General features: G+C 59.7%; 28 protein-coding genes. 8 read left to right on the top strand and 20 right to left on the bottom strand.

The annotated features are described in order from the left end of the window. Positions 1 to 32: 32 nt before the first annotated feature. The 4 genes from ATY79_RS21470 to ATY79_RS21455 form a co-directional block, all read right to left on the bottom strand. The gene (locus tag ATY79_RS21470; protein ID WP_088704820.1) at positions 33 to 785 is read right to left on the bottom strand and encodes an ABC transporter ATP-binding protein; all 753 of its coding nucleotides are present in this window, start codon (positions 783 to 785) and stop codon (positions 33 to 35) included. Further along, positions 779 to 1,846: an iron ABC transporter permease gene (locus tag ATY79_RS21465; RefSeq protein ID WP_088704819.1), complete on the bottom strand. Its 1,068-nt coding sequence runs from the start codon at positions 1,844 to 1,846 to the stop codon at positions 779 to 781. Before ATY79_RS21465 ends, ATY79_RS21470 begins: the two co-directional genes overlap by 7 nt. Then, on the bottom strand, positions 1,846 to 2,982 hold the full coding sequence (locus ATY79_RS21460) for an ABC transporter substrate-binding protein (RefSeq protein WP_088704818.1): 1,137 nt from the start codon (positions 2,980 to 2,982) through the stop codon (positions 1,846 to 1,848). The genes ATY79_RS21465 and ATY79_RS21460 overlap by 1 nt, the downstream gene beginning before the upstream one ends. Positions 2,983 to 3,073: 91 nt before the next feature. Beyond that, positions 3,074 to 4,204 (bottom strand): ABC transporter substrate-binding protein, encoded by a 1,131-nt coding sequence (locus ATY79_RS21455; RefSeq protein ID WP_088704817.1) that lies wholly within the window; start codon positions 4,202 to 4,204, stop codon positions 3,074 to 3,076. 111 nt (positions 4,205 to 4,315) lie between these two features. On the opposite strand from ATY79_RS21455, the gene ATY79_RS21450 reads away from it, so the two are divergent. Continuing rightward, complete coding sequence (locus ATY79_RS21450) at positions 4,316 to 5,131, top strand: class I SAM-dependent methyltransferase (RefSeq protein WP_088694472.1); 816 nt, start codon at positions 4,316 to 4,318, stop codon at positions 5,129 to 5,131. A gap of 27 nt (positions 5,132 to 5,158) precedes the next feature. Here the strand turns inward: ATY79_RS21450 and ATY79_RS21445 are convergent, their stop codons facing one another. The 5 genes from ATY79_RS21445 to ATY79_RS21425 all read right to left on the bottom strand — a co-directional run bounded on the left by ATY79_RS21445 (position 5,159) and on the right by ATY79_RS21425 (position 7,837). After that, positions 5,159 to 5,338, bottom strand: a complete 180-nt coding sequence (locus ATY79_RS21445) for a hypothetical protein (protein ID WP_088694323.1) — start codon at positions 5,336 to 5,338, stop codon at positions 5,159 to 5,161. 63 nt (positions 5,339 to 5,401) lie between these two features. Further along, positions 5,402 to 5,878, bottom strand: a complete 477-nt coding sequence (locus ATY79_RS21440) for an SRPBCC family protein (protein ID WP_088694322.1) — start codon at positions 5,876 to 5,878, stop codon at positions 5,402 to 5,404. 8 nt (positions 5,879 to 5,886) lie between these two features. After that, positions 5,887 to 6,219, bottom strand: coding sequence for a metalloregulator ArsR/SmtB family transcription factor (locus ATY79_RS21435; RefSeq protein WP_088694321.1), 333 nt, complete (start codon positions 6,217 to 6,219; stop codon positions 5,887 to 5,889). Beyond that, on the bottom strand, positions 6,216 to 6,899 hold the full coding sequence (locus ATY79_RS21430) for a glutathione S-transferase family protein (RefSeq protein ID WP_088694320.1): 684 nt from the start codon (positions 6,897 to 6,899) through the stop codon (positions 6,216 to 6,218). Before ATY79_RS21430 ends, ATY79_RS21435 begins: the two co-directional genes overlap by 4 nt. A 122-nt stretch (positions 6,900 to 7,021) precedes the next feature. Beyond that, entirely contained in the window at positions 7,022 to 7,837 is an 816-nt protein-coding gene (locus tag ATY79_RS21425) for a class I SAM-dependent methyltransferase (RefSeq protein ID WP_088694319.1), read from the bottom strand. Positions 7,838 to 7,961: 124 nt separating this feature from the next. Between ATY79_RS21425 and ATY79_RS21420 the strand changes: the two genes are divergently transcribed. Further along, on the top strand, positions 7,962 to 8,684 hold the full coding sequence (locus ATY79_RS21420) for a DUF2270 domain-containing protein (RefSeq protein ID WP_088694318.1): 723 nt from the start codon (positions 7,962 to 7,964) through the stop codon (positions 8,682 to 8,684). An 18-nt stretch (positions 8,685 to 8,702) separates the two neighbouring features. Here the strand turns inward: ATY79_RS21420 and ATY79_RS21415 are convergent, their stop codons facing one another. From ATY79_RS21415 to ATY79_RS21400, 4 genes are all read right to left on the bottom strand, one after another. Beyond that, positions 8,703 to 8,969, bottom strand: a complete 267-nt coding sequence (locus ATY79_RS21415) for an aspartate-semialdehyde dehydrogenase (RefSeq protein ID WP_088694317.1) — start codon at positions 8,967 to 8,969, stop codon at positions 8,703 to 8,705. 158 nt (positions 8,970 to 9,127) lie between these two features. Then, a complete protein-coding gene (locus ATY79_RS21410) occupies positions 9,128 to 9,958 on the bottom strand; it encodes an ABC transporter permease (RefSeq protein ID WP_088694316.1) in 831 nt (276 codons plus the stop codon). After that, positions 9,955 to 10,758: an ABC transporter permease gene (locus ATY79_RS21405; RefSeq protein WP_088694315.1), complete on the bottom strand. Its 804-nt coding sequence runs from the start codon at positions 10,756 to 10,758 to the stop codon at positions 9,955 to 9,957. The genes ATY79_RS21410 and ATY79_RS21405 overlap by 4 nt, the downstream gene beginning before the upstream one ends. Before the next feature lie 113 nt (positions 10,759 to 10,871). After that, on the bottom strand, positions 10,872 to 11,648 hold the full coding sequence (locus ATY79_RS21400) for an ABC transporter substrate-binding protein (RefSeq protein ID WP_088694314.1): 777 nt from the start codon (positions 11,646 to 11,648) through the stop codon (positions 10,872 to 10,874). Positions 11,649 to 11,972: 324 nt separating this feature from the next. On the opposite strand from ATY79_RS21400, the gene ATY79_RS21395 reads away from it, so the two are divergent. After that, positions 11,973 to 14,306 carry an OmpA family protein gene (locus ATY79_RS21395; RefSeq protein ID WP_088694313.1) on the top strand — a complete coding sequence of 778 codons (2,334 nt, stop codon included), beginning with the start codon at positions 11,973 to 11,975 and terminating at the stop codon, positions 14,304 to 14,306. A gap of 620 nt (positions 14,307 to 14,926) precedes the next feature. On the opposite strand, the gene ATY79_RS31695 is transcribed toward ATY79_RS21395, so the two are convergent. The 4 genes from ATY79_RS31695 to ATY79_RS21375 form a co-directional block, all read right to left on the bottom strand. Further along, a complete protein-coding gene (locus ATY79_RS31695) occupies positions 14,927 to 15,244 on the bottom strand; it encodes a hypothetical protein (RefSeq protein WP_245306912.1) in 318 nt (105 codons plus the stop codon). A 233-nt stretch (positions 15,245 to 15,477) separates the two neighbouring features. Beyond that, the gene (mobB, locus tag ATY79_RS21385) at positions 15,478 to 15,993 is read right to left on the bottom strand and encodes a molybdopterin-guanine dinucleotide biosynthesis protein B (protein WP_088694312.1); all 516 of its coding nucleotides are present in this window, start codon (positions 15,991 to 15,993) and stop codon (positions 15,478 to 15,480) included. Further along, a complete protein-coding gene (mobA, locus tag ATY79_RS21380) occupies positions 15,993 to 16,625 on the bottom strand; it encodes a molybdenum cofactor guanylyltransferase MobA (protein WP_088704816.1) in 633 nt (210 codons plus the stop codon). Before mobA ends, mobB begins: the two co-directional genes overlap by 1 nt. A gap of 7 nt (positions 16,626 to 16,632) precedes the next feature. Then, entirely contained in the window at positions 16,633 to 17,541 is a 909-nt protein-coding gene (locus ATY79_RS21375) for a DMT family transporter (RefSeq protein ID WP_088704815.1), read from the bottom strand. Positions 17,542 to 17,746: 205 nt separating this feature from the next. On the opposite strand from ATY79_RS21375, the gene ATY79_RS21370 reads away from it, so the two are divergent. Then, positions 17,747 to 18,517 (top strand): SDR family oxidoreductase, encoded by a 771-nt coding sequence (locus ATY79_RS21370; protein WP_088694309.1) that lies wholly within the window; start codon positions 17,747 to 17,749, stop codon positions 18,515 to 18,517. Positions 18,518 to 18,538: 21 nt separating this feature from the next. On the opposite strand, the gene moaA is transcribed toward ATY79_RS21370, so the two are convergent. Continuing rightward, positions 18,539 to 19,585 carry a GTP 3',8-cyclase MoaA gene (gene moaA, locus ATY79_RS21365; RefSeq protein WP_088704814.1) on the bottom strand — a complete coding sequence of 349 codons (1,047 nt, stop codon included), beginning with the start codon at positions 19,583 to 19,585 and terminating at the stop codon, positions 18,539 to 18,541. 134 nt (positions 19,586 to 19,719) lie between these two features. Between moaA and ATY79_RS21360 the strand changes: the two genes are divergently transcribed. Then, a complete protein-coding gene (locus ATY79_RS21360) occupies positions 19,720 to 20,094 on the top strand; it encodes a DUF971 domain-containing protein (protein ID WP_088694307.1) in 375 nt (124 codons plus the stop codon). Between the two features lie 25 nt (positions 20,095 to 20,119). Beyond that, entirely contained in the window at positions 20,120 to 21,310 is a 1,191-nt protein-coding gene (locus tag ATY79_RS21355; RefSeq protein WP_088704813.1) for a low temperature requirement protein A, read from the top strand. A gap of 2 nt (positions 21,311 to 21,312) precedes the next feature. Here the strand turns inward: ATY79_RS21355 and ATY79_RS21350 are convergent, their stop codons facing one another. Further along, positions 21,313 to 21,780 carry a MarR family transcriptional regulator gene (locus tag ATY79_RS21350; RefSeq protein ID WP_088694305.1) on the bottom strand — a complete coding sequence of 156 codons (468 nt, stop codon included), beginning with the start codon at positions 21,778 to 21,780 and terminating at the stop codon, positions 21,313 to 21,315. 45 nt (positions 21,781 to 21,825) lie between these two features. Here ATY79_RS21350 and ATY79_RS21345 point away from each other — a divergent pair, with 45 nt between their 5' ends. Continuing rightward, on the top strand, positions 21,826 to 22,779 hold the full coding sequence (locus ATY79_RS21345; RefSeq protein WP_088694304.1) for an alpha/beta hydrolase: 954 nt from the start codon (positions 21,826 to 21,828) through the stop codon (positions 22,777 to 22,779). A 49-nt stretch (positions 22,780 to 22,828) separates the two neighbouring features. Beyond that, positions 22,829 to 23,440 (top strand): pyridoxamine 5'-phosphate oxidase family protein, encoded by a 612-nt coding sequence (locus ATY79_RS21340; protein ID WP_088694303.1) that lies wholly within the window; start codon positions 22,829 to 22,831, stop codon positions 23,438 to 23,440. A 54-nt stretch (positions 23,441 to 23,494) separates the two neighbouring features. On the opposite strand, the gene ATY79_RS21335 is transcribed toward ATY79_RS21340, so the two are convergent. Beyond that, complete coding sequence (locus ATY79_RS21335) at positions 23,495 to 24,565, bottom strand: GGDEF domain-containing protein (protein WP_088694302.1); 1,071 nt, start codon at positions 24,563 to 24,565, stop codon at positions 23,495 to 23,497. Positions 24,566 to 24,874: the final 309 nt, after the last annotated feature.

Here is a 24,874-nt window from a genome sequence, read left to right as displayed (position 1 = left end):
ATTGCCCGGTTGCGATGTTCGACGCCGTTGTCTCAGATCGCGCCGTCGACAATCACCATCGGTGTGCCTTGCGAGCAGTTTTCTATGCGAGCGTTGATCTTGTAGATGTCGCGCAGCATGGCGTCGGTAATGACGTCCGATGTCGGTCCGCTCGCCGCCATTGCGCCATTGGCGATAACAATTGTGTTCTCGCAATAGCGCAGCGCATGATTGAGGTCGTGGAGCGCGATGAGCACGATCATTCCGTTGCGGCGGGCGAGGTCGGCGATAAAGCTCAATACTTCGATCTGTCTGTGGAGGTCGAGCGCCGAGGTCGGCTCGTCCATCAGCAACACCTCGGGCCTGCGTACCAACGCCTGCGCGAGAGACACAAGCTGGCGCTGGCCGCCGGAAAGTTCACCAAGGCCCCGGAAAGCCAGGTTTTCGATGCGAAGAGCCCTCAGGATTTCATCGATGCCATTGAGCTCGTCGTCGGCGACCCGCCAGCCGCCGCCTTGCTTAGCTGACAGGAGAATCGACTCGTAAACGGTCAGGACGGCATTGGCGCCGGTATCTTGTGGCATGTAGCAGATCGTACGCGATCCGCGATCGGTATCGGAAAGCTCGACCAGGCCAGGACCTTTCACCAGGGCCGCGATCCGTTTGAATAGCGTGGATTTGCCTGCCGCGTTGGGGCCGATGATGGCCGTGACGCTGCCGCCTTTCAGGTCGTCGATGCTCACGTTCGATAGAACGGTCGTGCGTCCATAGGAAGCGCCGACATCTGCGAGGGCTAGGGCTACCATGAGCGCCTCCGATTGCTGAAGATAAGGACGAAGAAGAAGGGGACGCCGACGAGCGCCGTAATGACGCCGATCGGCAGGATTGCGCCGGGGATCAGGATCTTGCTGACCACAGATGTCACCGACAGGAGAAGAGCGCCGCATATGACGGAACCCGGCAGGAAGAAGCGCTGGTCCTCGCCAACGACCATGCGGGCGATGTGCGGTCCGACGAGCCCGACGAAGCCGATGGTGCCGACGAACGACACCGGGATGGCAGCCAGGAGGCTGACGATCATCATTGTTTGCAGACGCAGCCGGCGGACGTTGATGCCGAGGCTGGCGGCCTTGTCGTCACCGAGACGGAGAGCCGTCAGTGCCCAGGCCTGCCGCATGAAGAGCGGCACTGTGACAACAAGCACCGCGGCGGTGAAATAGACCTTCACCCAGGTCGCCTTGGTCAGGCTGCCCATCGTCCAGAAGACGACGGCGGCCAGAGCTTGCTCGGAGGCTAGGTATTCCAGCAGTGATAGCGCGGCATTGAAGGTGAAGACGAGGGCAATGCCGAGAAGCACGATCGTTTCGACGCTCACGCCACGCATTGTCGAGGCGAAATGAATGAAAAGGGCTGCCGCCATCGCCATCAGGAAGGCATTGAGCGGCACCATGTATTCGATCGCTCCCGGAAAGATAGCAACGCCGCCGACCAAAGCGAGAGCCGCACCAAAGCTCGCGGCGGCAGAAATGCCGAGCGTGAAGGGGCTCGCCAGCGGGTTCGAAAGGATCGTCTGCATCTGCGCGCCTGCAACGGAAAGCGAAGCGCCGACGGTCACCGCCATCAAGGCGATCGGCATACGGATGTCCCAGATGATGACGCGAAGCTGGTTGGCTGCCGCGGCGGGATCAAAGAGCGCCGAAAGGACGTCCGACAGCGCGTAGTTGGCAGGGCCAAGCGCCATATCGGTCGAGATGCTGAAGCAGAGCGCCGCGGTTAGGCCGACGAGGATGAGGATACGGCGAAAGGCGAGGGCGCGATATTGCTCGCGCCCCGTCACTTCGGCCTGGACCTGGCTGAACGAGGCCATCAGTTGGAGCCCTTTTCGAGAGAAACGAAATATCCCGGCTGGTAGGTCACCGGCAGGAATCGCTTGTGGAATTCTGCGAAGTTCGCTTCGGGATCGAGATCTGCGAAGAGATCCGGGTGGAACCAGTTGGCGAATTGCTGGATGGGGAAGAACTCATAGGGCGCGCCGTAGAACTGATGCCAGGCGGCGTGTACTTTGCCGGTTTTGACGGCCTTTAGTTCGGGGAACGGCGTCCGGGTCATCAGATTTGCCAGCCTCTCCCGGGCCAGCGTCAAATCCGCACCGCGACCGACGGGCACGAACTGATTGATGTCCGACTCGACCGCCCAGTTCGATCCGGTGACGATGATGTGTTCCGGATCGGCAAGCACGAGCTGTTCCGGATTGAGATCGCCGAAGGTGGTCTTTATGACGTCGGCGCCAATGTTGTGGCCGCCAGCCTGCTCGACCATGGCGCCGAAATTGACCGGGCCGAAGGTACGGCAGCAGGTGTTCTCGCCTGATATGCCGGGCGAGCGCTCGATGAAGACGTTCGGCCGCTTCAGATCTTTCACGGCTGCCAACCTGTCGGTCACGCGCGCGATCTCGGCGCGGCGATAGGCGATGAACTCCTTCGCGCGCTCCTCCGCGCCGAAGAGCCTGCCGAGGATCGCAATTGAAGCCTCGCTGTTCCTATCGGGATCGATGCGGAAATCGAGATAGACCACCTTGATGCCAGCGGCTGCGGCCTTCTCCTCAAAACCGCTTTCCTTGGCGGACTTTTCCGCCTCGAGATTGAGCGTGATGACATCCGGTGAGAGCGAGATCGCTGTTTCGAGGCTGAAATCGCCCTGTGGCACATAACCGAAACGAGGCAGCTTTTCGATCTGCGGAAAATGCTCGGCGTAAGCCTTGTAGCTATCGGGGTCCTTCGTGATGATATCGTCACGCCAGCCGACGATTGTGTCGAAGGTCTGTTCACCCTTGAGCGCCGCGATCACATGGATCTGACGCGCTTCGCCAACGATGACGCGCTTGGCGGGCAGGTCTATCTCGACCGTGCGACCGGTGACATCCGTAATTTCCGCAGACAGGGCGGGTGTGGTCAGGAGCGCGAGGGTAAGGACAGCAACATGCCGGAGTGTCGTGAGTCGCATGGACACCTCTCAATCTGAAACAGAAGCGCGGAGCCGCGTACGCGGCCCCGCCTTGCGATTTCGGCGAACCGTCGATGGCCCGCCAAGTATCTTATTCGTCCTTCAGAGAGACGAAGTAGCCGGGCTTGTATTCCAGCGGCAGGAAGCGGGCGTGCAGTTCCTTGAATGTCGCTTCCGGATCGAGATCGGCGAAGAGATCAGGATGCAGCCACTTGGCGATCTCCTGGATGGCGACGAACTGGTAGGGGTTGTTGTAGAACTGGTGCCAGATGGCGTGGACGTTCTTGTCTTCGACGGCCTTGACGCCGGTGAAGGCAGGGCGCTTGGTCAGGGCTTCGAGTTTGCGGTGCGCTTCCTTGAGGTCGGCGCCATAGCCAACGCCGACCCAGGCGCCGCCCGGCACGTACTTGTCCCAGTTGCCGCCGGTAATGATGATCTGGTCCGGATTGGAGGCGATGATCTGCTCGGGATTGACGGTGCCGAACGTGCCCGGGATGATGTCCTTGGCCATGTTCTTACCGCCTGAAATCTCGACCATCTTGCCGAAATTCTCGTCGCCGAAGGACATGCAGCAATCATCGGAGTAGCCGCCGGCACGCTCGACGAAGACGACGGGCTTAGGCGGGTTGTTCTTCTCGAGGACATCGGTGACGCGCTTGATGCTGTCGGCACGGAACTTGATGAAGTCCTCGGCGACAGCCTCCTTGCCCATCAACTGGCCCATGATGCGCATGCTGGCTTCGGTATTTTCCATCGGCTTTTCGCGGAAATCCACATAGACAAGCGGAATGCCGACCTTCGCCAGTTTCTCGATGTAGCCGGCTTCGTCGGTCGCCGTCTTGGCGTCGACGTTCATGAGAATGACATCCGGCTTGAGCGTCACGGCCTGCTCGATATCGAAGGTGCCGTCCTTCATGCCACCGAAAGTCGGGAGCTTGGCGATGTCCGGATATTTCGCCAGATAGGCCGCATAGGATTCGGGATCGGCCTTGGGGAGGTCGTCGCGCCAGCCGACGACGTGCTCAAACGGCGCCTCCTTGTCGAGCGCGGCCAAAAAGTAGATTTGCCGTCCTTCGCCGAGAATCATGTGGTTGACGGGCGCGTTCACTTCGACGCTGCGGCCGGTCACGTCCTTGATCGTGATCTTGTCGGCCAGCGCCGGCAGGACTGCGGAGACGAGAAAGCCGATTGCAAGCGCTGCTGTTTTGCCTGTAAGTCGCATCGAAAAGTATACCCCCGTGGAAAACTTTTCGTCGTCTATTATTTTCTGAGTAAAGCGGTCAAGTTATATCTATTAGAACGATTTCAAACTGGAATGGCGATCGGCATGAGCATGGGTGATACAGGGATTGCAGGCGGGCACAACTACGGGCTTCGCGAGGAGATCAAGGCTTATTGGTCCGCACGTGCGGCGACGTTCGATCTGTCTCCGGGGCATGAGATTTTCTCGGAACCGGAGCGTGTTGCCTGGCACCGACTGATTCTGAAGCATCTGGGGCCGGGCGATGGCAGGCAGGCGCTTGACCTCGCCAGTGGCACCGGCGTGATTTCCCACCTGATGGACGATCTGGGCTTCAAGGTCTCGGGGCTCGATTGGGCGGAGCCGATGCTGGAGCGGGCGCGCGCCAAGGCGAAGGCGAGGGGAAGGTCGATCTCATTTCGAATGGCTGATGTCGAACACACGATGGAGCCCGATGAGACTTATGACGTCATCATAACCCGCCATCTCGTATGGACACTCGTGGATCCCAAAGCGGCTTTTGCCGAATGGATGCGCGTTCTGAAACCTGGTGGCACGATCCTGATCGTTGACGGGGACTTCGTGAATGTTAGCCGGGTAGAGCGCATGCTGAAGGCGCTTGCGAAGACCATGGAGAGGGCCGGCTTGCTCAAGACCGATCCGCAGCATGCGCCGCCCGAGCTCATGAAAAATCACAGTGACATCGTTTCGCGCGTTCACTTTTCGAATGGGGCACGGGCAGAGCTGGTCGCAAGCATGCTCGGCGATGCTGGCTTCGAAGACGTGACGATCGACACGAACCTGCGCGAAATCCACAAGACGCAGGCGAAGCACTGGAATTATCTGAAGGCGCTGTCGCGCGGCATCCAGCATCGCTTTGCCATTAGCGCGCGCAAGCCGGGCGGTTAAGGCCAACGGCCTTGCAGCACTCGGCGGCTACCATAGTGCCTGAACGGCGACAACGACGAGAAAGACAACCGTCACCACGGAAGCCATCCATAAAACGGTGCGATTGGCGTCGGCCAGAACGTGCGGTTTCGGGTCGCGCTTGGGATTGAATTTGTGCCGACGTCTCTGTGGGGCACCCGCCTGGGACGGTTTGTTTCCTGCTGCCATGGCCGTTTCGCTCGAGGTGGTGGATTGCTGGAACGGCAATCTAGCATGAAAGGCACGTGGCGCTTAGTGCGCGATGCTGCCGTCTCGCTCGACGAAGGCCTGGATGCGGTCGACCAGAATTTCGGTCCCTTGTCGGCGCGAACCGCCGTCCGTGTAGCCATCGAGGAAGACAACCTGCTCGGTGAAGAGCATGGTTGTTCCCGACGGTGTTGCCTCGAAGGTGACCGTCGCGAGCGATGCTGAAATACGTGTTTCGCCGAGCTTCATGTCGTAGGCATAGATAATGCGGGCTTCTGGCACGATATCGAGATAGCGCGCCTCGTAGGCGTGCGGAACGCCGCTGCTGTCGGCGACGCGGTTCCGCTCCTGGCCGCCGACCCGGAAGTCGAGGCTATAGTCGAGGGACACCCACTCGTCGTGGCAGGCAAACCACTGGCGCTTGGCTGCGGGACTGGCCCAGGCCGCAAAGACGCGAGAGGCCGACACCCGAATCTTTCGCTCGATCGAGAAGGTCTCGTGCATGGCGGAATATTTCATCATCTCCGTCCTCACTCTGGTTGGTCGTCTGACAGGAACTGTTCCAGGCGGTCGAAGGCCTTGTTCCAGCTCGCCTTGTGTGTGGCAAGCCAGTGCTCCATCTGCGCCAGGGCGTCTTTCCGTAGGTGGTAGGTGCGCACACGGCCGCTCTTTTCCGAATGGACGAGACCGCCTTTTTCCAGAACCGCAAGGTGCTTCATGACAGTGGGAAGCGCCATCGACAGAGGCTCGGCGAGCTCGGACACGGAAGCAGGCCCATGGCCGAGGCGATCAACCATGCCGCGCCGGCTGCGGTCGGACAGCGCGTGGAACATCTGATCGAGAGCGGCAGGTTCGTGCATCATTCGGCGGCTTCATCCGGCCGGAAACGGGCGGGCAGCCGCTCGCGGTACGGATAGAACTTGAAGTATGGCCGCGCCTCCTCAAGGACCCGCGCGAAGGAAGGGCGCGCCAGAAGCCTGTCATAGTAACTCTGCAGCTTCGGTTGTTTCGCGAGCGGGACCAGTGTCTCGGAGTAGAAGAGGGCGGGAGCGGCCGCGCAATCGGCCATGGTGAAGCTATCTCCGATGATCCATGCGTGTTCGCCAAGCTGCCTCTCGATCAGCGCGTAAGCTTTGCGCAGCGCTGCCTCGGCCTGGGTCACCCGGGCCGGATCGCCGCCGCCGCGCAGACGTTCACCAACGATCTGCTGCATCGGTTCCTGTACGTGCAGGTCGAAAAGACGATCCCACAGCCTGACCTCGAGCGCTTCGTCGAAGTCGTCGGGGATAAGGGGTATTGCGCCCGGATAGTACCGATCGAGATACTCGATGATGATTGTCGTTTCGGGCACGGTGCGGTTCCGGACTTCATCACGAAGGACCGGCATCTTTCCGAGCGGCCAGACGCCGAGGAACGCCGCTCTCGACGCCTCGTTTCCAAGGTCGACATGAACGTCTTCGAAGGGCGTGGCGTTCTCATAGAGCGCCACAAGGACCTTGTGGCAGAAGGATGCAAGCGGGTGGCTGTGGAGGAAGAGCGACATGCGACCAGCCTTTCACGTTGTTTTAAACTTGCGCGATTGGCTAAGTATCAGCTCCTTGAGCTGTGATCAATGAAAAGTTTCGTGGTTGGCTAACTATTGGTCGGCGTATTTCGCTGCAGGCGTCAGCCGAGGCGGGCGACTACAAGATGGCCAGGGCTTGGAAGCCCTTCCTGCATACGAACGTTGATCTCCGTCATTTCGACGAGCTCGAATCCCGTCGCGATGAGCCTTTCGCGAATGTAAGTCGCCGAATGCAGAAAGCGCTGATGCGGACCGACCATGTAGGGTTGGGCGTTCGCAGACGCCTCGGACAGTTCCTCCGAGGAAAAGATGAAGAGGCCGCCGGGGTTTAGGTTTTCCGCAGCGCCAAAGAACAGTGGTTCCAGCGCGCCGAGGTAGGGCAGGACGTCCGTTGCCGTGATGAGGTCGAAGGGATCCTCGTCATTGTCATCGAGGAAGTCTTCGACTTCCGCGACGAAGAGCGTTTCGTAGAGATCCTTCTCGTGGGCGATCTCGACCATGTTTTCGGAGATATCGATACCGGTCATGTCCTCGCAGAGATCGCCGAGCGCGCTGCCGGTGAGGCCGGTGCCGCAGCCGAGGTCGAGCATGCGCTTGAAGGGGCCAAGCTTCAGCTCCTGCAGGCGTTGGCGCACCATCATCGGTACGTGGTAGCCGAGTTGTTCCACCAGAACGTCCTCGAAGACCTCGGCATGCTGGTCGAACAGGGTCTCGACATAGGCATCCGGCGCCTTGGTCGGCGTCTCGCCACGGCCCATGGAGGCGATCCTGACGGCTGCGCCCCCGTGATCTTCGGGATCGATGGCAAGAACCTCCTCATAGGCCTTCACGGCTGCGTCGACATCACCTGCCTTTTCAAGGGCAAGAGCCCGCTCGTAGGCTTCCGCGAGTGCGTCTTCGTCGATCTTATTGGCCATAGCAATTCACCATCGTTTTTATCCAGAGCTGCGTCTACGGCGACTGAATGTCTTTTGCAATGGCGACGTTCGAAGCGCAGAATAGGGATCCTCTAATGGATAAGAACAAAATGGAGGAAATGCCATGGTCGCCGAAATCAGCAAGGCGAATTTCGAGAAGGAGATGGATAGTCCGCGACCGGCGCTCCCGGCCACCCCAGGCGAGATCACAAATACGCTCAGCCACTATTATCGCGGAGAGCTCGGCCGGATGATAAGCTGGCGCGATCGTATCGACCGAACATCGAACTGGGCGATCACAGTCTCGGCGGCGCTGCTTTCCGTTTCTCTGTCGACGCCGACCTCCCACCATGGCGTGCTGCTTTTCGGGATGATGCTGATCACCCTGTTGTTGCTCATTGAAGCCCGCCGCTATCGCTTCTTCGATATCTATCGCGCCCGTGTGAGGAAGCTTGAGCGGGGTTACTTCGCGCAAATTCTTGCGCCGAACGGCGAGTCCAGGCCCGATTGGGCCGGCGCCATCGCCAAGAGCTTGCGCAAGCCGCAATTTCTCTTGAGTTATCCCGGCGCCGTGAAGCGTCGACTGCGGCGAAACTATTGTTGGATGTATCTCATCCTGCTTCTCGCATGGTGCCTGAAGATCACCACACCCAAGCTCCAGACTGAAGGAAATCCACTGACGCAGGCACATTCATGGAGCTATGTGGTCGACAACGCGGCGCTTGGCCCAATCCCGGGTTGGGCCGTGCTCTGCATCGTGAGCTTGGCTTATGTCGGCATACTGTACGGCACACTGCATCGCGAGATGGACGAAGACGAATTCGTCCAGGGGGAGGCTCATGTCTGACCGGCGCTCGCTGCGCGGTCAGTTGATGATGAACTCGCCTCTCAGCGCGCGCCATTCGGTGGCGGAGATCAATTTGCGGTGCATGTAGCGCACCGAATGCAGCGGCCCGTCGAGCTTCTCCTGCCAGAACTTCAGGAAGCTGCACATCTCGGGAAAATCCGGAGCAAGGTCGTAGTCCTGCCAGATATAGGTCTGAAGGATCGTTTGATGATCCGGCATGCGGTAGATGATCTGGGCCGTCGTAAGGCCGTAGCCCTGAAGCTGCCTTTCCATGTCCTTGTGCATCGTCGTCTCGCTTCTGGTTCCAATGACCGCTTATTAGTGGTCCTCGAAATGGAACCACTACATGCTTAACCGAAGCTTGACGAATTGCTAGTGTTTCATGGATTTTCTTTGTAATTTCAGATCGTTAGCAGCTCTCTTCAGTGAGTGCTGCCAAATCTTCAACGCTTTAGGTGGCGAGTCAGCCGCCGCTCAATCCAGGCCCAGAGATGGCGTAGCGCTTCAACCATGCTGAGGTAGAAGATCGCTGCCCAAAGGTAGGTCTGGTAGTCGAAGGTGCGCGAGAAGGCGTAGCGCGTTTCGCCCATCAGGTCGAGAACGGTGATGATCGCGACGACAGCCGAGCCCTTGATAAGCAGGATGATTTCGTTGCCGTAGGGCCGCAGGGCGACGATCAGGGCCTGCGGCAGGATGATCTTGCGGAAGGCGACGATCTTGTGAATGCCGAGCGAGGCCGCCGCCTCATGCTGGCCGCGCGGAACGCTCTGGATGGCGCCACGCAGGATTTCGGCCTGATAGGCGGCCGTATTGATGGTCATCGCAAACAGACCGCAATACCAGGCATCGCGGAAGAACCACCACAGACCGACGGCTTCCAACTCCGGCCGGAAGCTGCCGAGGCCGTAGTAGATGAGGAAGAGCTGGGCCAGCAGCGGCGTGCCGCGGAACACGTAGACGTAGCAATAGGCGATGCCGTTGATGACCTTGTTCTTCGACATGCGGGCAAAGGCCAGCGGCAAGGAGAGAATGGCGCCAAAGAAAACCGAGATCACCACGAGCATGATCGTCGTGTACAGGCCATGCAGATAGCGGGGACCGTAGCGTGTGAATTTTTCCGGATCCCAACCGCTGACCACCATTGCAATCAGCGCGGCGGCAAGAAGGATCCAGAGAGCGACGACGACGTAACCGGTGATGCGCGCAACGGTGATCGGCTTGTGCGCCTGCTTCGGTGCCGGCTGTGCCGGAATGAGCGTTTGGGCGTGGCTCATCGGCTGATCTCCGACCGCTTGGCCCACCGCTCGATGTAGCTGAGACCGAAGGAGGAAATGATGGCAAGGCCGAGATAAAGAGCGCAGGCGACGGTATAGAACAGGAACGCCTGTTTGGTGACCTTAACGGCGACGCCGGTCTGCCGCAGAATGTCGGCAAGGCCGATAATCGAGACGTAGGACGTATCCTTGAGCAGGATCATCCAGAGGTTTACCAGGCCGGGAAGGGCGATGCGCACGAGTTGCGGCAGCACGATAAGCAGCAGGGTACGGCCGCGATGAAAGCCCAGCGCGTCTCCTGCCTCATACTGGCCCTTCGGAATGGCGCGGAAAGCCGACAGCAGAACTTCGGAGCAATAGGCGGAGAATACGACCGAAAGGGCGATCATGCCGGCGAAGAAGGCGTTGATTTCAATACGGCTGTCGTAGCCGAGAGAGGCAAGAACCGACTGGATCAGAATCTGCATGCCGTAATAGATGATAAACAGCGTCAGCAGTTCCGGAAGGCCGCGAAAGATCGTGGTGTAAATGCCGGCGGCCAGGCGGACCGATTTCTCTTCCGATTGCTGGCCGAGCGCCACGAGAAAGCCGATGATCAGTCCGATCGGCAGGGTAAGGAGCGCGACTGCAACGGTGACCTTCAGGCCGGCGGCAATCTCATCGCCCCAGCCGGTGTCGCCACAGGCCAGGATCGTCGAAGAGCCGAACCAGGTGAAGAGTCCTGCAGGTCCGCAAAGCGGATCGAAGATATACCCAATCCAGGCCCAGAATGAGCCCAGCGCGGAAAATAATCCGCCCATGCCAGTTTTCCCCTCGCGGTTTGTACCGCTTTGATCTTTCCATTCTTTTCAAACAAAAATGGCGGAAGAGCAAGCCTTCCGCCATAACCTTTCTGGGCGACCTACAGCTTTTCTTATTCGCCGTAAACGTCGAAGTCGAAGTACTTGTCCTGGATCTTCTTGTATTCACCGCTGGTGCGGATCGCGGCGATCGCTTTGTTCAGCTTTTCGCGCAGCGCGTCGTCGCCCTTGCGGACGGCAATGCCTGCACCAACGCCGTTGATTTCCTTGTCGACCGGGAGCGGCGTCAGGATCTTGCAGCATGCGCCGGCATCCGACTTGACCCACTGCGACAGAACGACGATGTCGTCGATGACGGCGTCAACGCGGCCATTCGCGATGTCGAGCTTGTACTCGTCTGCCGTCGGGTAGAGCTTCAGCTCTGTGTCGGGCAGGTGCTTTTCAGCGTAGTTCGAGTGGGTGGTGGAGGTCTGCGCGCCGATCGTCTTGCCCTTCAGGCCGGCAACGTCGGTGACGGTCGAATCCTTCGGCACGGCGATTGCCGGCGGGGTGTTGTAGTACTTGTTGGTGAAGTCGACGAGCTTCGAGCGCTCCGGTGTGATCGACATGGACGAGATGATCATGTCGAACTTCTTGGCTTGCAGCGCGGGAATGATGCCGTCCCAGTCACTGCTGACGATGGTGCAGTCGGCCTTCATCTCAGCGCAGAGCGCGCGGGCGATGTCCATGTCGAAGCCGAGGAACTGGCCGCTGGCATCAACGTATTCGAAGGGCGGATAGGTCGAGTCTGTGCCGATGACATACTTCTCGCCATCAGCCATGGCGGCGCCTGCGAAAAGAGACATCGCGGCGACGGAAGCAGCGGCAAGAATACGGGTGGAGATACGCATGTTAGTCCTCTCTGTTGGTGCTGCCGCTCGTATTCTTCTTTTGGACGGCGGCGGAGCAGGGCGGTGCTGGGCACTGCCTTGGCGCGATACTCAACCCTTTTTCAGCGGAATTGCAACTGGAATCGCAGGGGGGCGCGGCGAGCGGTCAACTATGGCGAAGATGAACAATGCCGCACTGCCACATTCATACCGGGTTAATAGTCCAGTTCCTAAGACTCGTGGAACAAATGCAGTCCTCGCGCGGTTTTCGCCGTGGGTGAGTGCCCCAAAATCGGACGTGGCCGCGACCGCGTCTCAAGAACATAAAGTCAACGAGGAGCCCCTATGGGAATGAAATCCAGATTGTTTGCCAGTGCCGCCTTTCCGCTGTTGTCGCTGTCGCTCATAATGCCTCCCGCACATTCCTTCGCCGCAGTGGCCAGCGTTGATCAGGTTCGCACAGCGCCGCAAGCGGTCGCGGGCAGTTTCGAGGTTGCTCAGGCTGCACCCTCCGATGAAGAGCTTCTGAAGAAGCGGCATAAACAGCACGATGGTGGCGGCGAGCCACAGGCGCCGGCAGGCCAGGAACAGCCGCCCCAGCAGGAAGCGCCCGCCGAAAAGCCGCGTGGCCAGCGCCAACCCGCTGCCGACCAGCCCCAAGAGCAGCCAGCGCCAGTGGAGAAGCCACGGAAGCAGCGTGAGCCTGCGCCCGAGGCCCAGCCCGAACAACAGCAGCAAGCGCCGGTAGAGAAGCCACGAAAGCAGCGTGAGCCCGCGCCGGAGGCCCAGCCTGAGCAACAGCAGGCACCGGCAGAAAAACCGCGCCATCAGCGCGAACCCGCCGCCGAGCAGCAACTTCAGCAGTTGCAGCAAGAAGCGCAGCCCGAGCAACCGCGCAAGAAGAGGCAGCCCGCTGCAGAGCAGGCAGAGCCTGCTGCGCCGCAGGAGCAGGTAGCACCGGGACAGCAACAGCAACCAGCGCAGAGCCCCGAAAAGCCGCGGCGCAATAAGAAGCAGCAGCCACAGCAGCAAGAGGCTGCACCGCAGCCGCAGATCGAGCAGGTGGCCCCACAGCAAGAACAGGCAAAACCGCAGGGTGAAGAACTGCAGCCGCCGGCCAATGGTAAGCAGCCGGCGACCGAAGGGGCCGAACAACCGGTGAAACCGCGCAAGAAGCCGACTGCCGAAACGCAGCCGCAGAAGCCGGCCACAGAACAAGCAACTCCGCAGGAATCACCCGTGGCACCGAAGGCTCCCAAGCCAGCGGAAGCACCGACGGCTGAGAAGCCGCCGGTTCCCGCACAGCAGCCTGCGACTGAAGCCAAACCTGGCGGAGAGCAACCGGCCCAACAGCAGGGTAATCAGGCCCCTGCGCCGCAGGGGGGGCAGCAGCAGCCTGTCCAACAACAAGGCGAACAGGTTCCGGCTCAGCCTAATGCCGCACCGGGTGGCCAGCCGATAACTGGCCAGGCCGAGCAACCCATCCCGGCTCCGGAAAAAGTCACGCCGCAGGAGCTCCAGCGCCGCAAGGCAATCGCTGCCGATCCGAGCAAGAGCACGGAAACCGTCGTTCTGCCTGTTGAAAACGGCGCCGCTGTTCTCGACAGCGACAAGGACGCTGACCGCTTCGGCGGCATCCAATCCCGTCGTGACCGCGACAGGCTGCGCGGTCAGGAGCAGAACTTCCGCGTGCCGAAGTCCGATGCCGATGCCCAGATCGTAACCGGGGGAGCCAAGGCTGCTCCAATCAAGATCGAAGCCGTTACCAGTGAAGAGGGTCGGCGTCTCGACAAGCGCCCGCAATTCGAGCAGCCGCAAGGCGCGCTCTTCGGCCAGCGCAGCGACGACAATCGCGTGATCATCCAGATCAACAACCAGACGATCGTTCGCGGCGACGATGACCGGCGCTTCCTGCGTGATGGTGAACGGCCGATCTACGAACAGCTGCCGCGCGACCGCTATCGCGAGACGATCGACCGCGATGGCTATCAGATCGTGACGATCCGGAACCGCTACGGCGACGTTATCCAGCGGTCGCGTATCGATGACCGTGGCCGCGAAGATGTCCTCTATTATTCGCCCGACCTCTATGAGGATCCGGACCGTGGCGGCTACTTCGAAGATCCGGGCCGCGACCTGCCGCCGATGCGTCTGGCCATTCCGCTTGATGACTACATCATCGACACCAGCAGCGACGAGGATCGCGACTATTACCAGTTCCTCAGTGAGCCACCTGTCGAACCGGTGGAACGCGTCTACTCGCTGGACGAGGTGAGGTATTCGGCACGTATTCGCGACAAGGTTCGTCGTATCGATCTGGATACGATCACCTTCGCAACAGGTAGCGCGGAGATTCCCATGAGCCAGGCGCGGACACTTCGTAAGGTGGCCGATGCTATGAACGAGTTGCTGCGGAAGAGTCCGGCGGAAACCTTCCTGATTGAAGGTCACACCGACGCCGTCGGCTCGGATCAGAGTAACCTCGTTTTGTCGGACCAGCGTGCGGAGTCTGTGGCCAACGTGCTGACGGATGTCTACGGCGTTCCACCGGAAAACCTGACGACTCAGGGCTACGGCGAGCGTTACCTCAAGGTCAACACGCAGGGGCCGAACCAGGAAAACCGTCGCGTTACCATCCGCCGCGTGACGGCGCTGGTGCGCCCAGTCGCCTCGCGCTAACCTAGCCGAGAGACAGAACGGATCGAAAGCCGCCGGGAGACTGGCGGCTTTTCTTGTTGCCGCACGCAGCGGTTTTGGGCTCGCTTTTATGTGGGCTGCGACCGAAGCCCTAATTCGCAAAGCGGCGTGGGCGACCGGTGTTGCAGTCGACGTGGACTTTTATTTCTCAGCGCGTGAATGGATTTCCCAGTAAAGCGCGCCAATCCTAGGTTTTGGGGCGAGATCAACGTCGCAGACCTTTCGCTGTAAATCTTGCCGCAGCATACCAGCAACGTTGTCGCAGACCTCTGCCCCAGGGTCACCTTGGAGGTTTGTCGATACACGGAAATTGCCGCGTATTAGACGCAGGCCCGAAGCGCTGTTAGCGGCTATGGAAAACAATTCGGCCATCGGTCCCGTCGCCCCAAGCGGAAAGTTATCAGGGCTAATCTGCCAATCGCAATACGAGAGAGGACGTCCAGCCTCGTCTCGCATTTGATTAATATTCAGAGCATGCATTCTACAGATAAAATATAGAAGGTAGACGACGTACGCAGCTTGCACGGACGAGATCGTGAACTCACGGCTTGACGCTAAGCCGACGGCCGAGACTTTGTGTCCGGAAGTCAAAATGTGCCGGCTTAAGCCCGGGTTGGGATCAACGCAGAAAGTGAATCTGTAACTGTGCCGCCTTTCACGCTGAAAGCGAGACCAAAGACCTCGCTGTTGGCAAGCGTTATGGGGAACTGCTTGCGGAATTCTTCCCGGTATCGGTCGTTGCGTTTGGCCGCCCATTTCCGCAAAGTCTTACCCTGGCGGTTCAACAATGGCCCTAGCGTGTTGCCCCATCCCCACTGTTCGGCACGTTCAGATACCAAAAGGACTGTCGTATGCCAGCCCTCACGATCGTTTGGAATCTCCTGAGGACTATGGTCCATGGAAGCAACGAGCATTGTCATCTATCGAACCTTGCTTGGTTGCTCCTGCTCGGTTTGTCGTCGCGATGCGTCACTGCCAGTTCACCCAGTTGCGGGTACCGCCTCCACTCGACGGAACCAAGTGCTCCAGGATTGGTTAGCATCCTGCGCCCTTGTAGCTTACGTGAAGACCCTGCGCCTCGTCGGATTGACGCTGCAAGCGCTGCTGTCTTTCGGAGCCGTAGTAGGTCATTGCTCCCTCGCAACAAGCTTTTCTATTTTGCAGGCAGTTGCACTATTCCTGAAATGAAGTCTGCGATCGCCTGGGTATCATCAAGATTGAACACCGGTAGAAAACCTTCGGCAACCGGGTGATCGGCTGCGATGGCCACGATGAAGGGATCGGTCGGTGCGAGAGGTTCCCGGTTGGTGGATTCGAGCCGCCTGGCTTCAATCTTCGGGATCGGCTCGCGCTTGTAGCCCTCGATCAACACGAGGTCACAGGGCGCAATGCGGCCAAGGATTTCATCGAACGTCGGCTCAGGGGCGCCGCGCAACTCGTGCATGATGGCGTAGCGCGTCCCGGAAACGATGGTGACTTCGTGAGCTCCAGCCTGCCGGTGGCGGTAGCTATCGGCACCGACCTTGTCGATGTCGAAATCATGATGGGCGTGCTTGATCGTGGAAATGCTGTAGCCACGGCTGGTGAATTCCTCGACGAGCCGGACGGCCAAGCCGGTCTTGCCGGAGTTCTTCCAACCCGCGATTCCAAAGACCTTCGGTTTGTCCATCATACCAGTACCTTGAGCCAGCGTTCCGCCTCTGCGAGGTCGTCGGGCGTGTTGACGTTGAAAAACGGATCGAGGAGGCTCGCCCGAGTCGGGCGTAGGGGAAAGGCAACTTCCGTAACGTTATGCCGTAAGAGGAAGTCCCGAACGCGGCGTTTTTCATCGGCAGCGATCCAAGATGCCAGCTCATCGGCAAGAGCGACGGGCCATAAGCCGAACACCGGATGGCTGCGGCCCTCCGAGGAAGCAATAGCGATTTTATCGTGCGCATCGATCGCGGCAGCGAGCCAATCGACGAGGTCGCCAGGAAAGAATGGACTGTCGACAGAAACCGTGACCACGTGCGTCACCCCCCCGAGCGTCGCGCCGTAGGCCATCGCGGCGTGGATGCCGGCCATCGGTCCCGCTTTGCCGGGAATTATATCAGGAATGAACAAATGCCGGCAATTCTCCGGTGTCGCGTCGGCGTTGACGGCGAAGGTATTCACCTGCGGCTCAAGCTGTTCGACGACGCGCTCCAGCAAGGTGCGGTTGCTGAGGCGTACGGAGGCTTTGTCGCGGCCCATGCGCGAGGAACGCCCGCCCGCGAGCACGACACCCGGTATATTGGATCTATCGAGCACAAAATCGTTCATTGTTGCCTCAGACGGGTGTTCTCGGCTCGGACTCCTGGGCGACCGGCGGCACGTGGCGCTTGGCCTCACGATAGAACGTGTAGAGGCCGGACGCTATGACCACTGCGGCACCTTCAAGTGTCCAGAGATCGGGAAACTCCGCAAAGAAGACGAAGCCCAGCAATGTCGAGAAAATCAGGCTGGTGTAGCGGAAGGGCGCCACGAAGGAGATTTCACCGGTTCGCATTGCCATGATGACGGACTGATAGCCGATCAGGACAAGAATGGCGGCGAGCAAAAGGTGGGAAAGCGAGCTCAGGCTGACCGGCTCCCACCCGCCGAGTAGCGGCGTCAGCAACGCACCAACGATCGTCACGGAGACGGCTGTAACGACGGTAATCATCAGCGATGGGATCTCAGGGCCAATGCCACGGGTGGCGAGGTCGCGACCGGCCGTGGTGAGGACGCTACCAACGCAGAGGAGGGCTGCGGCCGTGAAACCCTCTGGTCCCGGTCGAATGATAATCAGAACGCCGATCAGGCCGACAAGAATGGCTGACCAGCGACGCCAGCCGACGGGCTCGCGAAAGAACAGCGCCGCACCGAAAGTGACGACCAGCGGCAGCGACTGCAGGATGGCCGATGCGTTCGCGATCGGCATCATGCCAAGGGCGGTAATGTAAGTCACCGCTGCCAATATCTCGCAAATGACTCGGACGATAATCATCGGCTTCAATACGAGTCCCCACGGACGCAGCGCGTCCATGCGGCGCGCGATCACGTAGACGAAGATGCTCGTGAACAGGCCACGCAGACACATGATCTGGCCGGCATTCATGTAGGCGATGACTGATTTGGAAAGTGCGTCGCTGCAAGAAAATCCGGCCATGGCCGAACTCATGTAGATGGCGCCCTGGGTATTGCGGGACCGCGGCATGTCGATATTCCGATTCTCGTACACGTCCTTGTAGAGGGTGCCTCGCGGCCTGGGTATCGAGCGAAAGACACAGTCGAGATAATTCGGTTGCGCAGTGCACAATAACGCAGGCGGTGCGTGCGCAGACGCGAGCAGGAAACGGGTGGCTGCTCGGGCGGATGTCTGAAAATTTGGAATGCCGCAAACAACAAGTGGAGGTTTCGACATGAGATATCTGGATGACAAGGTTGCGATTATAACCGGTGCGAGCTCAGGTATTGGCCGGGCGGCGGCCAAACTCTTTGCAGCCGAAGGCGCGCGACTGGTCGTTGCGGCGCGACGCGAGGCCGAACTCGGTATGCTCGTCGAAGAAATCGCGGATGCCGGTGGCGAGGCGTTTGCTGTTGCCGGTGACGTGCGCGAGGAGGCTTTGAACAGACGGCTGGTCGAGGTGGCTGTCGAGCGTTTCGGTGGTCTTGATGTCGCCTTTAACAATGCAGGCAGCACCGGCGAGTCAGCGCCGATGGTTGATCTATCCTTGGCAGGCTGGAACGAAATGCTGGCGGTCAATCTGACCAGTGCGTTTCTGGCGGCGAAATACCAGGTGCCGGCGATGATTGCTCGCGGCGGCGGATCGATCGTCTACACCTCGACTTTCGTCGGCCATACGGCGGGAATGCCAGGGATGGGTGCCTATGCTGCGAGCAAGGCGGGGCTGACCGGCCTGGTGCAGGTGCTTGCAGCCGAACTCGGTCCGAAAAACATCCGCGTCAACGCGTTGCTGCCTGGAGGTACCGATACCGCGATGAACCCGGCAAACTCCGAGAATCCGGATATGCAGTTGGTCGCGTTCATCCATGGCCTGCATGCGCTGAAACGACTGGCGCAGCCGGAGGAGATTGCCAAAGCGGCTCTTTTCCTTGGATCGGATCTGGCAAGTTTTGTGACCGGCACGTCCATGCTGGCCGATGGCGGAGTATCGATCAACCGGACCTGATCTGCTTGAATTCAGTGGGCGTCACCCACCGGTGACGCTCATGTGGCGGGCAACCGCGGGGCGGTTGTGAGTACGGTCGATGATGAAATCGTGGCCTTTTGGCTTGCGTGAGATCGCCTCGTCGATCGCAGCATAGAGCAGCCCGTCGTTATCAGTGGCGCGGACAGCGGCGCGGAGATCAGCGGCGTCGTTCTGGCCGAGGCACATGTAGAGCGTGCCCGTGCAGGTCAGCCGCACGCGGTTGCAGCTCTCGCAGAAGTTATGCGTCATCGGGGTGATGAAGCCGAGCCGGCCGCCAGTTTCCTTGACCTCGACATAGCGGGCCGGACCGCCAGTGCGGTAGCCGACATCCGACAAGGTGAACTGCTGCTCGAGATCGGCTCGGAGCTTTGACAGCGGCAGGTAGCGGTCGGTCCGGTCTTCCTCGATCTCCCCCATCGGCATGGTTTCGATGACGGTCAGATCCATGCCGCGGCCGTGCGCGAAGCGGATCATCTGAGGCATTTCGATATCGTTGAAGTCCTTCAGCGCCACGGCATTCAGCTTGACCTTGAGGCCAGCCTTCTGGGCCGCCTCGATGCCGTCCATCACCTTGTGAAAATCGCCCCAGCGGGTGATCTGGCGGAATTTGTCGGGATCAAGCGTGTCGAGCGAGACGTTGATGCGGCGCACGCCGCAATCATAGAGTTCGTCGGCAAAGCGGGAGAGTTGCGAGCCGTTGGTAGTCAGCGTCAACTCGTCGAGACCGGAGCCGATCTGCTTTCCGAGTTCGCGCACCAGATACATGATGTTCTTGCGCACCAGCGGCTCGCCGCCAGTGAGCCGCAGCTTGCGGACGCCCTTGGCGATGAAGGCGGAACAGAGCCGGTGCAGTTCCTCGAGCGTCAAGAGCTCCTGCTTCGGCAGGAAGGTCATGTGCTCGGCCATGCAGTAGGTGCAGCGGAAATCACAGCGGTCGGTCACGGAGACGCGCAGATATGTCACGGCCCGCTTGAACGGGTCGATCATCTGTTTCGCCTCTGCAACGAGGGGCGATGCGTTGCCTGTCGTTCCGACGTTGCTGTTCACGAATACCTCCGCAATGCTACTAATGTGCGTATATGCCATTGTCGCGTCAAGGGAAACGCGTTCTGGGCACGACAAATTGAGCTTGCCTCGCCAAGCATCATTGCCTACTCGTGATTTTGAAGGGGAATGGGATCATGAGCGATATCTGGCCGACTGAACTCAGAGTTTCGAAAGATCGGCAGCACCTCGTCGTCACGTTCAACGACGAGCAGAGTTACGATCTTTCCGCCGAAATGCTGCGCGTGCTTTCGCCATCGGCGGAAGTGCAGGGGCACGGGCCGGGGCAGAAGGTGACGGTGCCTGGCAAGCGCAATGTCGCCATCATCTCGCTGACGCCGACCGGCAACTATGCGGTGCGCATCGGCTTCGATGACATGCACGATACGGGTATTTACACCTGGACCTATTTGCGCGAACTCGGCGAACGCGGCGAAGAACTCTTCGCCGCATACGAGGAAGAGCTGCGCGAAAAGGGCATGAGTCGCGACACCTCCGAGAAGCCGCGGTAAAAAACAACACTCACGGGGTGAATGCGTGACGGGAACGAAGAAACGAAACTGGCTGCGCGCGAAGGGTAGTCCAGGCGGGAGCAGGGTCACTTTTCTCGAACTGTTTTTCGATCTCGTTTTCGTCTTCTCGATTTCGCAGCTTTCGCATGCCTTGGCGGCGCATTATACGCCCCTCGGAGCGCTTGAGGCTGGACTGATGACCTTCGCCGTCTGGTGGGTGTGGATCTTCACGGCGTGGGTTACCAACTGGCTCGATCCCGACAAGATGCCCGTTCGCGGTATGCTCGTCGTGTTGATGTTGCTGGGCCTCGTTCTTTCCGCGTCCATTCCGGAAGCCTTCGGTGACAAAGGTCTTCTTTTTGCTGGCGCCTATGTGCTGATGCAGGTCGGGCGGTCGCTCTTCGCGACCTATGCCGTCAAACAGGCGAGTGCTTCCAACTACCGCAATTTTCTGCGCATCAGCACCTGGTTGACCGTTTCCGGCATATTCTGGATTGCCGGTGGCATTCTAGAGCACGACGCGCGGCTGATTGCCTGGCTGATCGCGCTTGCGATCGAGTACGCGGGGCCGGCGAGCGGCTTTGTCGTACCCGGGCTTGGCAAGTCAACTGCTTCCGACTGGGATGTGTCCGGCGCGCATATGGCCGAGCGTTGCGCGCTCTTCGTTATCATCTGCCTCGGTGAAGCGATTCTCGTCTCCGGCCGTACATTCTCCGAGTTGCCGTTTTCGCTGCTGACAGCGGTGGTATTCGCCACGGGTTTCGTCGGGACCGTCGCCATGTGGTGGCTCTATTTCCGCTTCGGCCACGAGCGGGCGGCGCATCGGATCGAGCACGACGAAACGCCTGGAAGCCTCGCACGGCAGGCCTTCACCTATGCCCATATCCCGATTTTGGCGGGGATCATCGTTCACGCCGTTGCGGTTGAGTTCATGTTCTCGCACCCGCATGAAACCGGCGACCTCGGCGTGATTGCCTCGGTGCTCGGCGGCTCGGGACTGTTTCTGGCGGGCAATCTCTGGTTCAAGGGGGCGACCAGCGGGCGTTTGCCGCTCTCGCATCTGGCCGGCCTCGTGCTCCTGATTCTGCTCGCTTTCATTGCGCCATTTATCGAGCTCTACCTTGCCGGCGTTCTCGCGACGGCAGTGCTGATTATCGTGGCCGCCTGGGAGTACAAGTCCCTCGCGGGCCAGGCAGTCGGTCATACAGCTGACTGATGTCAATCTTCGTCGACCAGATCCCGTTGCAGCACGCGGATAATCCGCTCCATCGAGTCCGCCATCGCCATGCATTGCTCGATCGGTTCGGGGGAAAGCACGCGCTCGATTAGGTCAGTCTGAATGATCATGGCTTTTTCGGTGACTTCGCGCCCTTCCTGGGTCAGGAAGAGGCGTAGCACACGCTTGTCTTTTGCGTCGCCGCGTCGTTCGATCAGGCCGCGCTTCTCCATCTGCGGCAGCAGCATGCTCATGTTCGAGCGCCCGACCAGCAGTTTGCGGGCGAGCTCCTGCTGGGAAATGCCTTCGAAGCGGTAGAGGTTGATCAGAATATCGAGATGCGGGGTCTTGATATCGAGTTCAGACAGCGAGCGACCGAGCGACTGCTGCATGAGCTGGCAGGCGCGGGCGACGTTGATCCAGCTGCGGAAACGCGGATGATCCCAGGGCAGGGATTGATTTTTGTTCATCGTTGTACTTTATTGTTCAGTGTTGAACATTATTGGATTCCCACTATGGCAAACTTTACGCTGAAGGTCACCCGCCTCGGATTTTCCTTGTTGCAGTCGGTTTCGCCGCGCATCGCCGGGAAAATGGCGTTCCGTCTGTTCTGCATCACACCCTCCTCAAAGCCCAAGGGCGAGAAGGCGAAGGGCGCGCATGCAGCCGGCATAGCAAAGCTGGCCGGCGCGGAGCGGTTCAGGCTTCGTCTTGCCGGCGGCGGGCGGGCGCATGCCTATCGGCTGAATGGTGGCGCCTTGGGGCGCCGCCCCCGCTATCTCGTGACGCACGGCTGGGGATCAAACAGCGCCTATATGGCCGACCTTGCGACGACTCTGGCGGCAGCGGGCGCGGAGGTGATCGCAATCGATTTTCCCGGCCACGGCCGCGCAGCGGGGCGGGCGCTCCATATGGGTATGGCGGTGAAGGCAATAGCGGCGGCCGAAGTTCGGTTCGGCGCGTTCGACGCCGCAATCGGCCATTCTTTCGGCGGTGCCGCACTGGTCGTGGCGGCGGCAGGCCTGCTACCGGGCGTGCCTGCCGTGCTCCCGCAAAAGCTGGTGCTGATCGGCTCGCCGAGCGAAATGCACTGGCTGTTCAAGGATTTCGGCAAGCTGATCGGGCTTGGGTGGCCGGCGCAGCAAGTCTTGGAGAACGAGGTGCGCCGTGTCACCGGCCGGCGAGTGGAGGAGTTCGACGCGAGCAGGACCGCCGGCACGATCCAGCGCCCGGTGTTGATCGTGCATGCCGAAGACGACAAGGAGGTGAGCGCCGACCATGCCCGACGGTACGCGGCGGCTGGCGATGATGTCCGGCTTCACTGGGCCAACGGATTTGGGCACCGCCGAATTGTCGCGGCGCGGCCGGTTCTGGATACGATCGCGGGCTTTCTCGGCGAGGTCTGTTCCGATAAAGATGCTGAGATCATTCCGCTTTTTGATCTTCCGACCCGTCGTGTGTCATTGTAACGTCACGCCAGGCAGCTAAAGGCCGCCCGACAAACCCGGCAGGACGATCATGAAGATCATTGAAACGGTGGAAGAACTCGCGGCGATCTATGCCGGCGGGCTGACGCAGGCATCAGTAGCCAAGGTGACGGATTACCTGACACAGCTCTATCGCGAGATGATCGAGGCATCGCCTTTCGTGGCACTGGCAACGGTTGGTCCCGAAGGGCTCGACTGCTCGCCGCGCGGCGATATTGGTGGCGTCGTGCGTATCATCGACGACAGGACGCTGCACCTGCCGGACTGGCGCGGAAATAACCGTGTCGACTCGCTCTCCAACATCGTGCGCGATCCGCGTTTGGCGTTGATGTTTCTCATTCCCGGTTCGAACACGACCATGCGCATCAATGGGCGCGGCGTCGTGACCAACGATGAGGCGGTCCTTTCCAGCTTCGTGATGGACGGAAAGCATCCGCGGACGGTGATCGCTATCACGATCGACGAGGTCTATTTCCAGTGCGCCCGTGCGCTGATCCGTTCCGAGCTCTGGAATCCAGCAACGTTCATCGATCCGAAGAGCTTGCCGACCCCCGGGTTGATGCTGAAGGCGGCGACTGGGGATTTCGATTACGAGACCTATGATCGCGAATGGCCGGAGCGTGCGGCCAAGACGATGTGGTGAAATAGCAACCGGAAGGTTCAAGCCCGAGGCAGCTGGCGAACTGTCCTTGCGGGCTTAACCCTTGTAGATCAGCCAGCTCTTCGTGAAGTCTTTCTGCATGCCGTCTTCGAAGAGGACGCTGCAGTTGCGGCCCGAATTTTTGGCGCCGTAAAGCGCCACGTCTGCCTTGTGGTAGAGCTCGCCGGCGTCGTCCGCGTAGGAAGCCATGCAGACGCCGACCGATACGGTGACAGGCCCGTAATTGATCCTCGTGCGCGAATTCGTGAAAGGTGTCGTTTCAAGCGTGCGGCGGATCCGCTCCGCCGTTCCCATCACTTCCTCGGCGGTGTTGCCTTCGACGATCAGGGCGAACTCCTCGCCGCCGGTGCGGGCGACGAAAACGTCGCGGCGGACGTTGGCGCGGATGACAGACGCGACAGTCGCAAGAATCTTGTCACCGACAGGATGGCCATAGGTGTCGTTGATCTTCTTGAAATTATCGATGTCGGCGAGCACCAATGCGGTGACCGGACGCATGGCAGGATTGTTGAAAACCGCCGCGAGGCGATCGTCGAAGGCACGGCGGTTCGACAGGCGTGTCAACGAGTCGGTGTTGGCGATGCGCTTGTACTCGTCGAGCTCCTTGCGGACCTGGTCCATCTCCTGCGAGCGCTGGACGACGTTCTCTACCGTGCGTTCGCCGTGCGCCATGGTGTCGCCGGTGGCCTCGGTGAGCAAAGTGAGGGCGTTTTCGATGAGTTCCACGCTCGTATGGTTCTTCGAGCTGATCCGCTTGTAGGTTTCCCCAAGCAGCCTGTTGTAGCTCTCCAGTGAGGTTTGCTCCTGGCGCAGGACGCGCAACAGCGTCTCAAGCTCGGCGGCGATACGACCGTGCGCGTCGTCGAACACGCGGGCAGGGCTGTGCGCAAAATACTGTGCGCCGAGCCTATCGAGTTCTTCCTGCGTTGCCTGACTGCCGAGCGCCGCAAGATCTCGTGTCAGCGCCGGGTTGGAGCCGATATAGGCTTCATAGAAGAGTTCGTAGTTCCGAGGAATCGGCGCGACGCCCATGGAGCGCATGGCGAACGTGATCTGACCTGCCACGTCGGGAACCTGCGCCCTCGTTGGCGCTGCGGTCGTCGTCATGCGACTACTCCTCAATTGAATGTCAAATGCAGACTTTAATTTGTTAGCCTACAAATATTGGGAAATGATTAAGGGGGGATATACCAATGATTACATGTGAGATTTACGCAAGATTCTCCAATACTTGCTTATCGCTTTGATTTTTATCTGTGAATTTGCCGCAGTGTAACGATTGTTGCGCGTTATGCGCGAGTGACGCAAAACAGAAAATCCAACTTGTCGTTTCTTCTTTGCTTTATTGTCTTCAGATTGTTGGCGCTCGGTGTCGATTGGTCGCTCTGTTCTGTCTCACAGAGAAGGCGCACCTTC

Source organism: Rhizobium sp. R693 (genome assembly GCF_002211315.1).
Taxonomy (GTDB): Bacteria; Pseudomonadota; Alphaproteobacteria; order Rhizobiales; family Rhizobiaceae; genus Rhizobium.
This window is presented reverse-complemented; position numbering and strand designations above follow the sequence as displayed.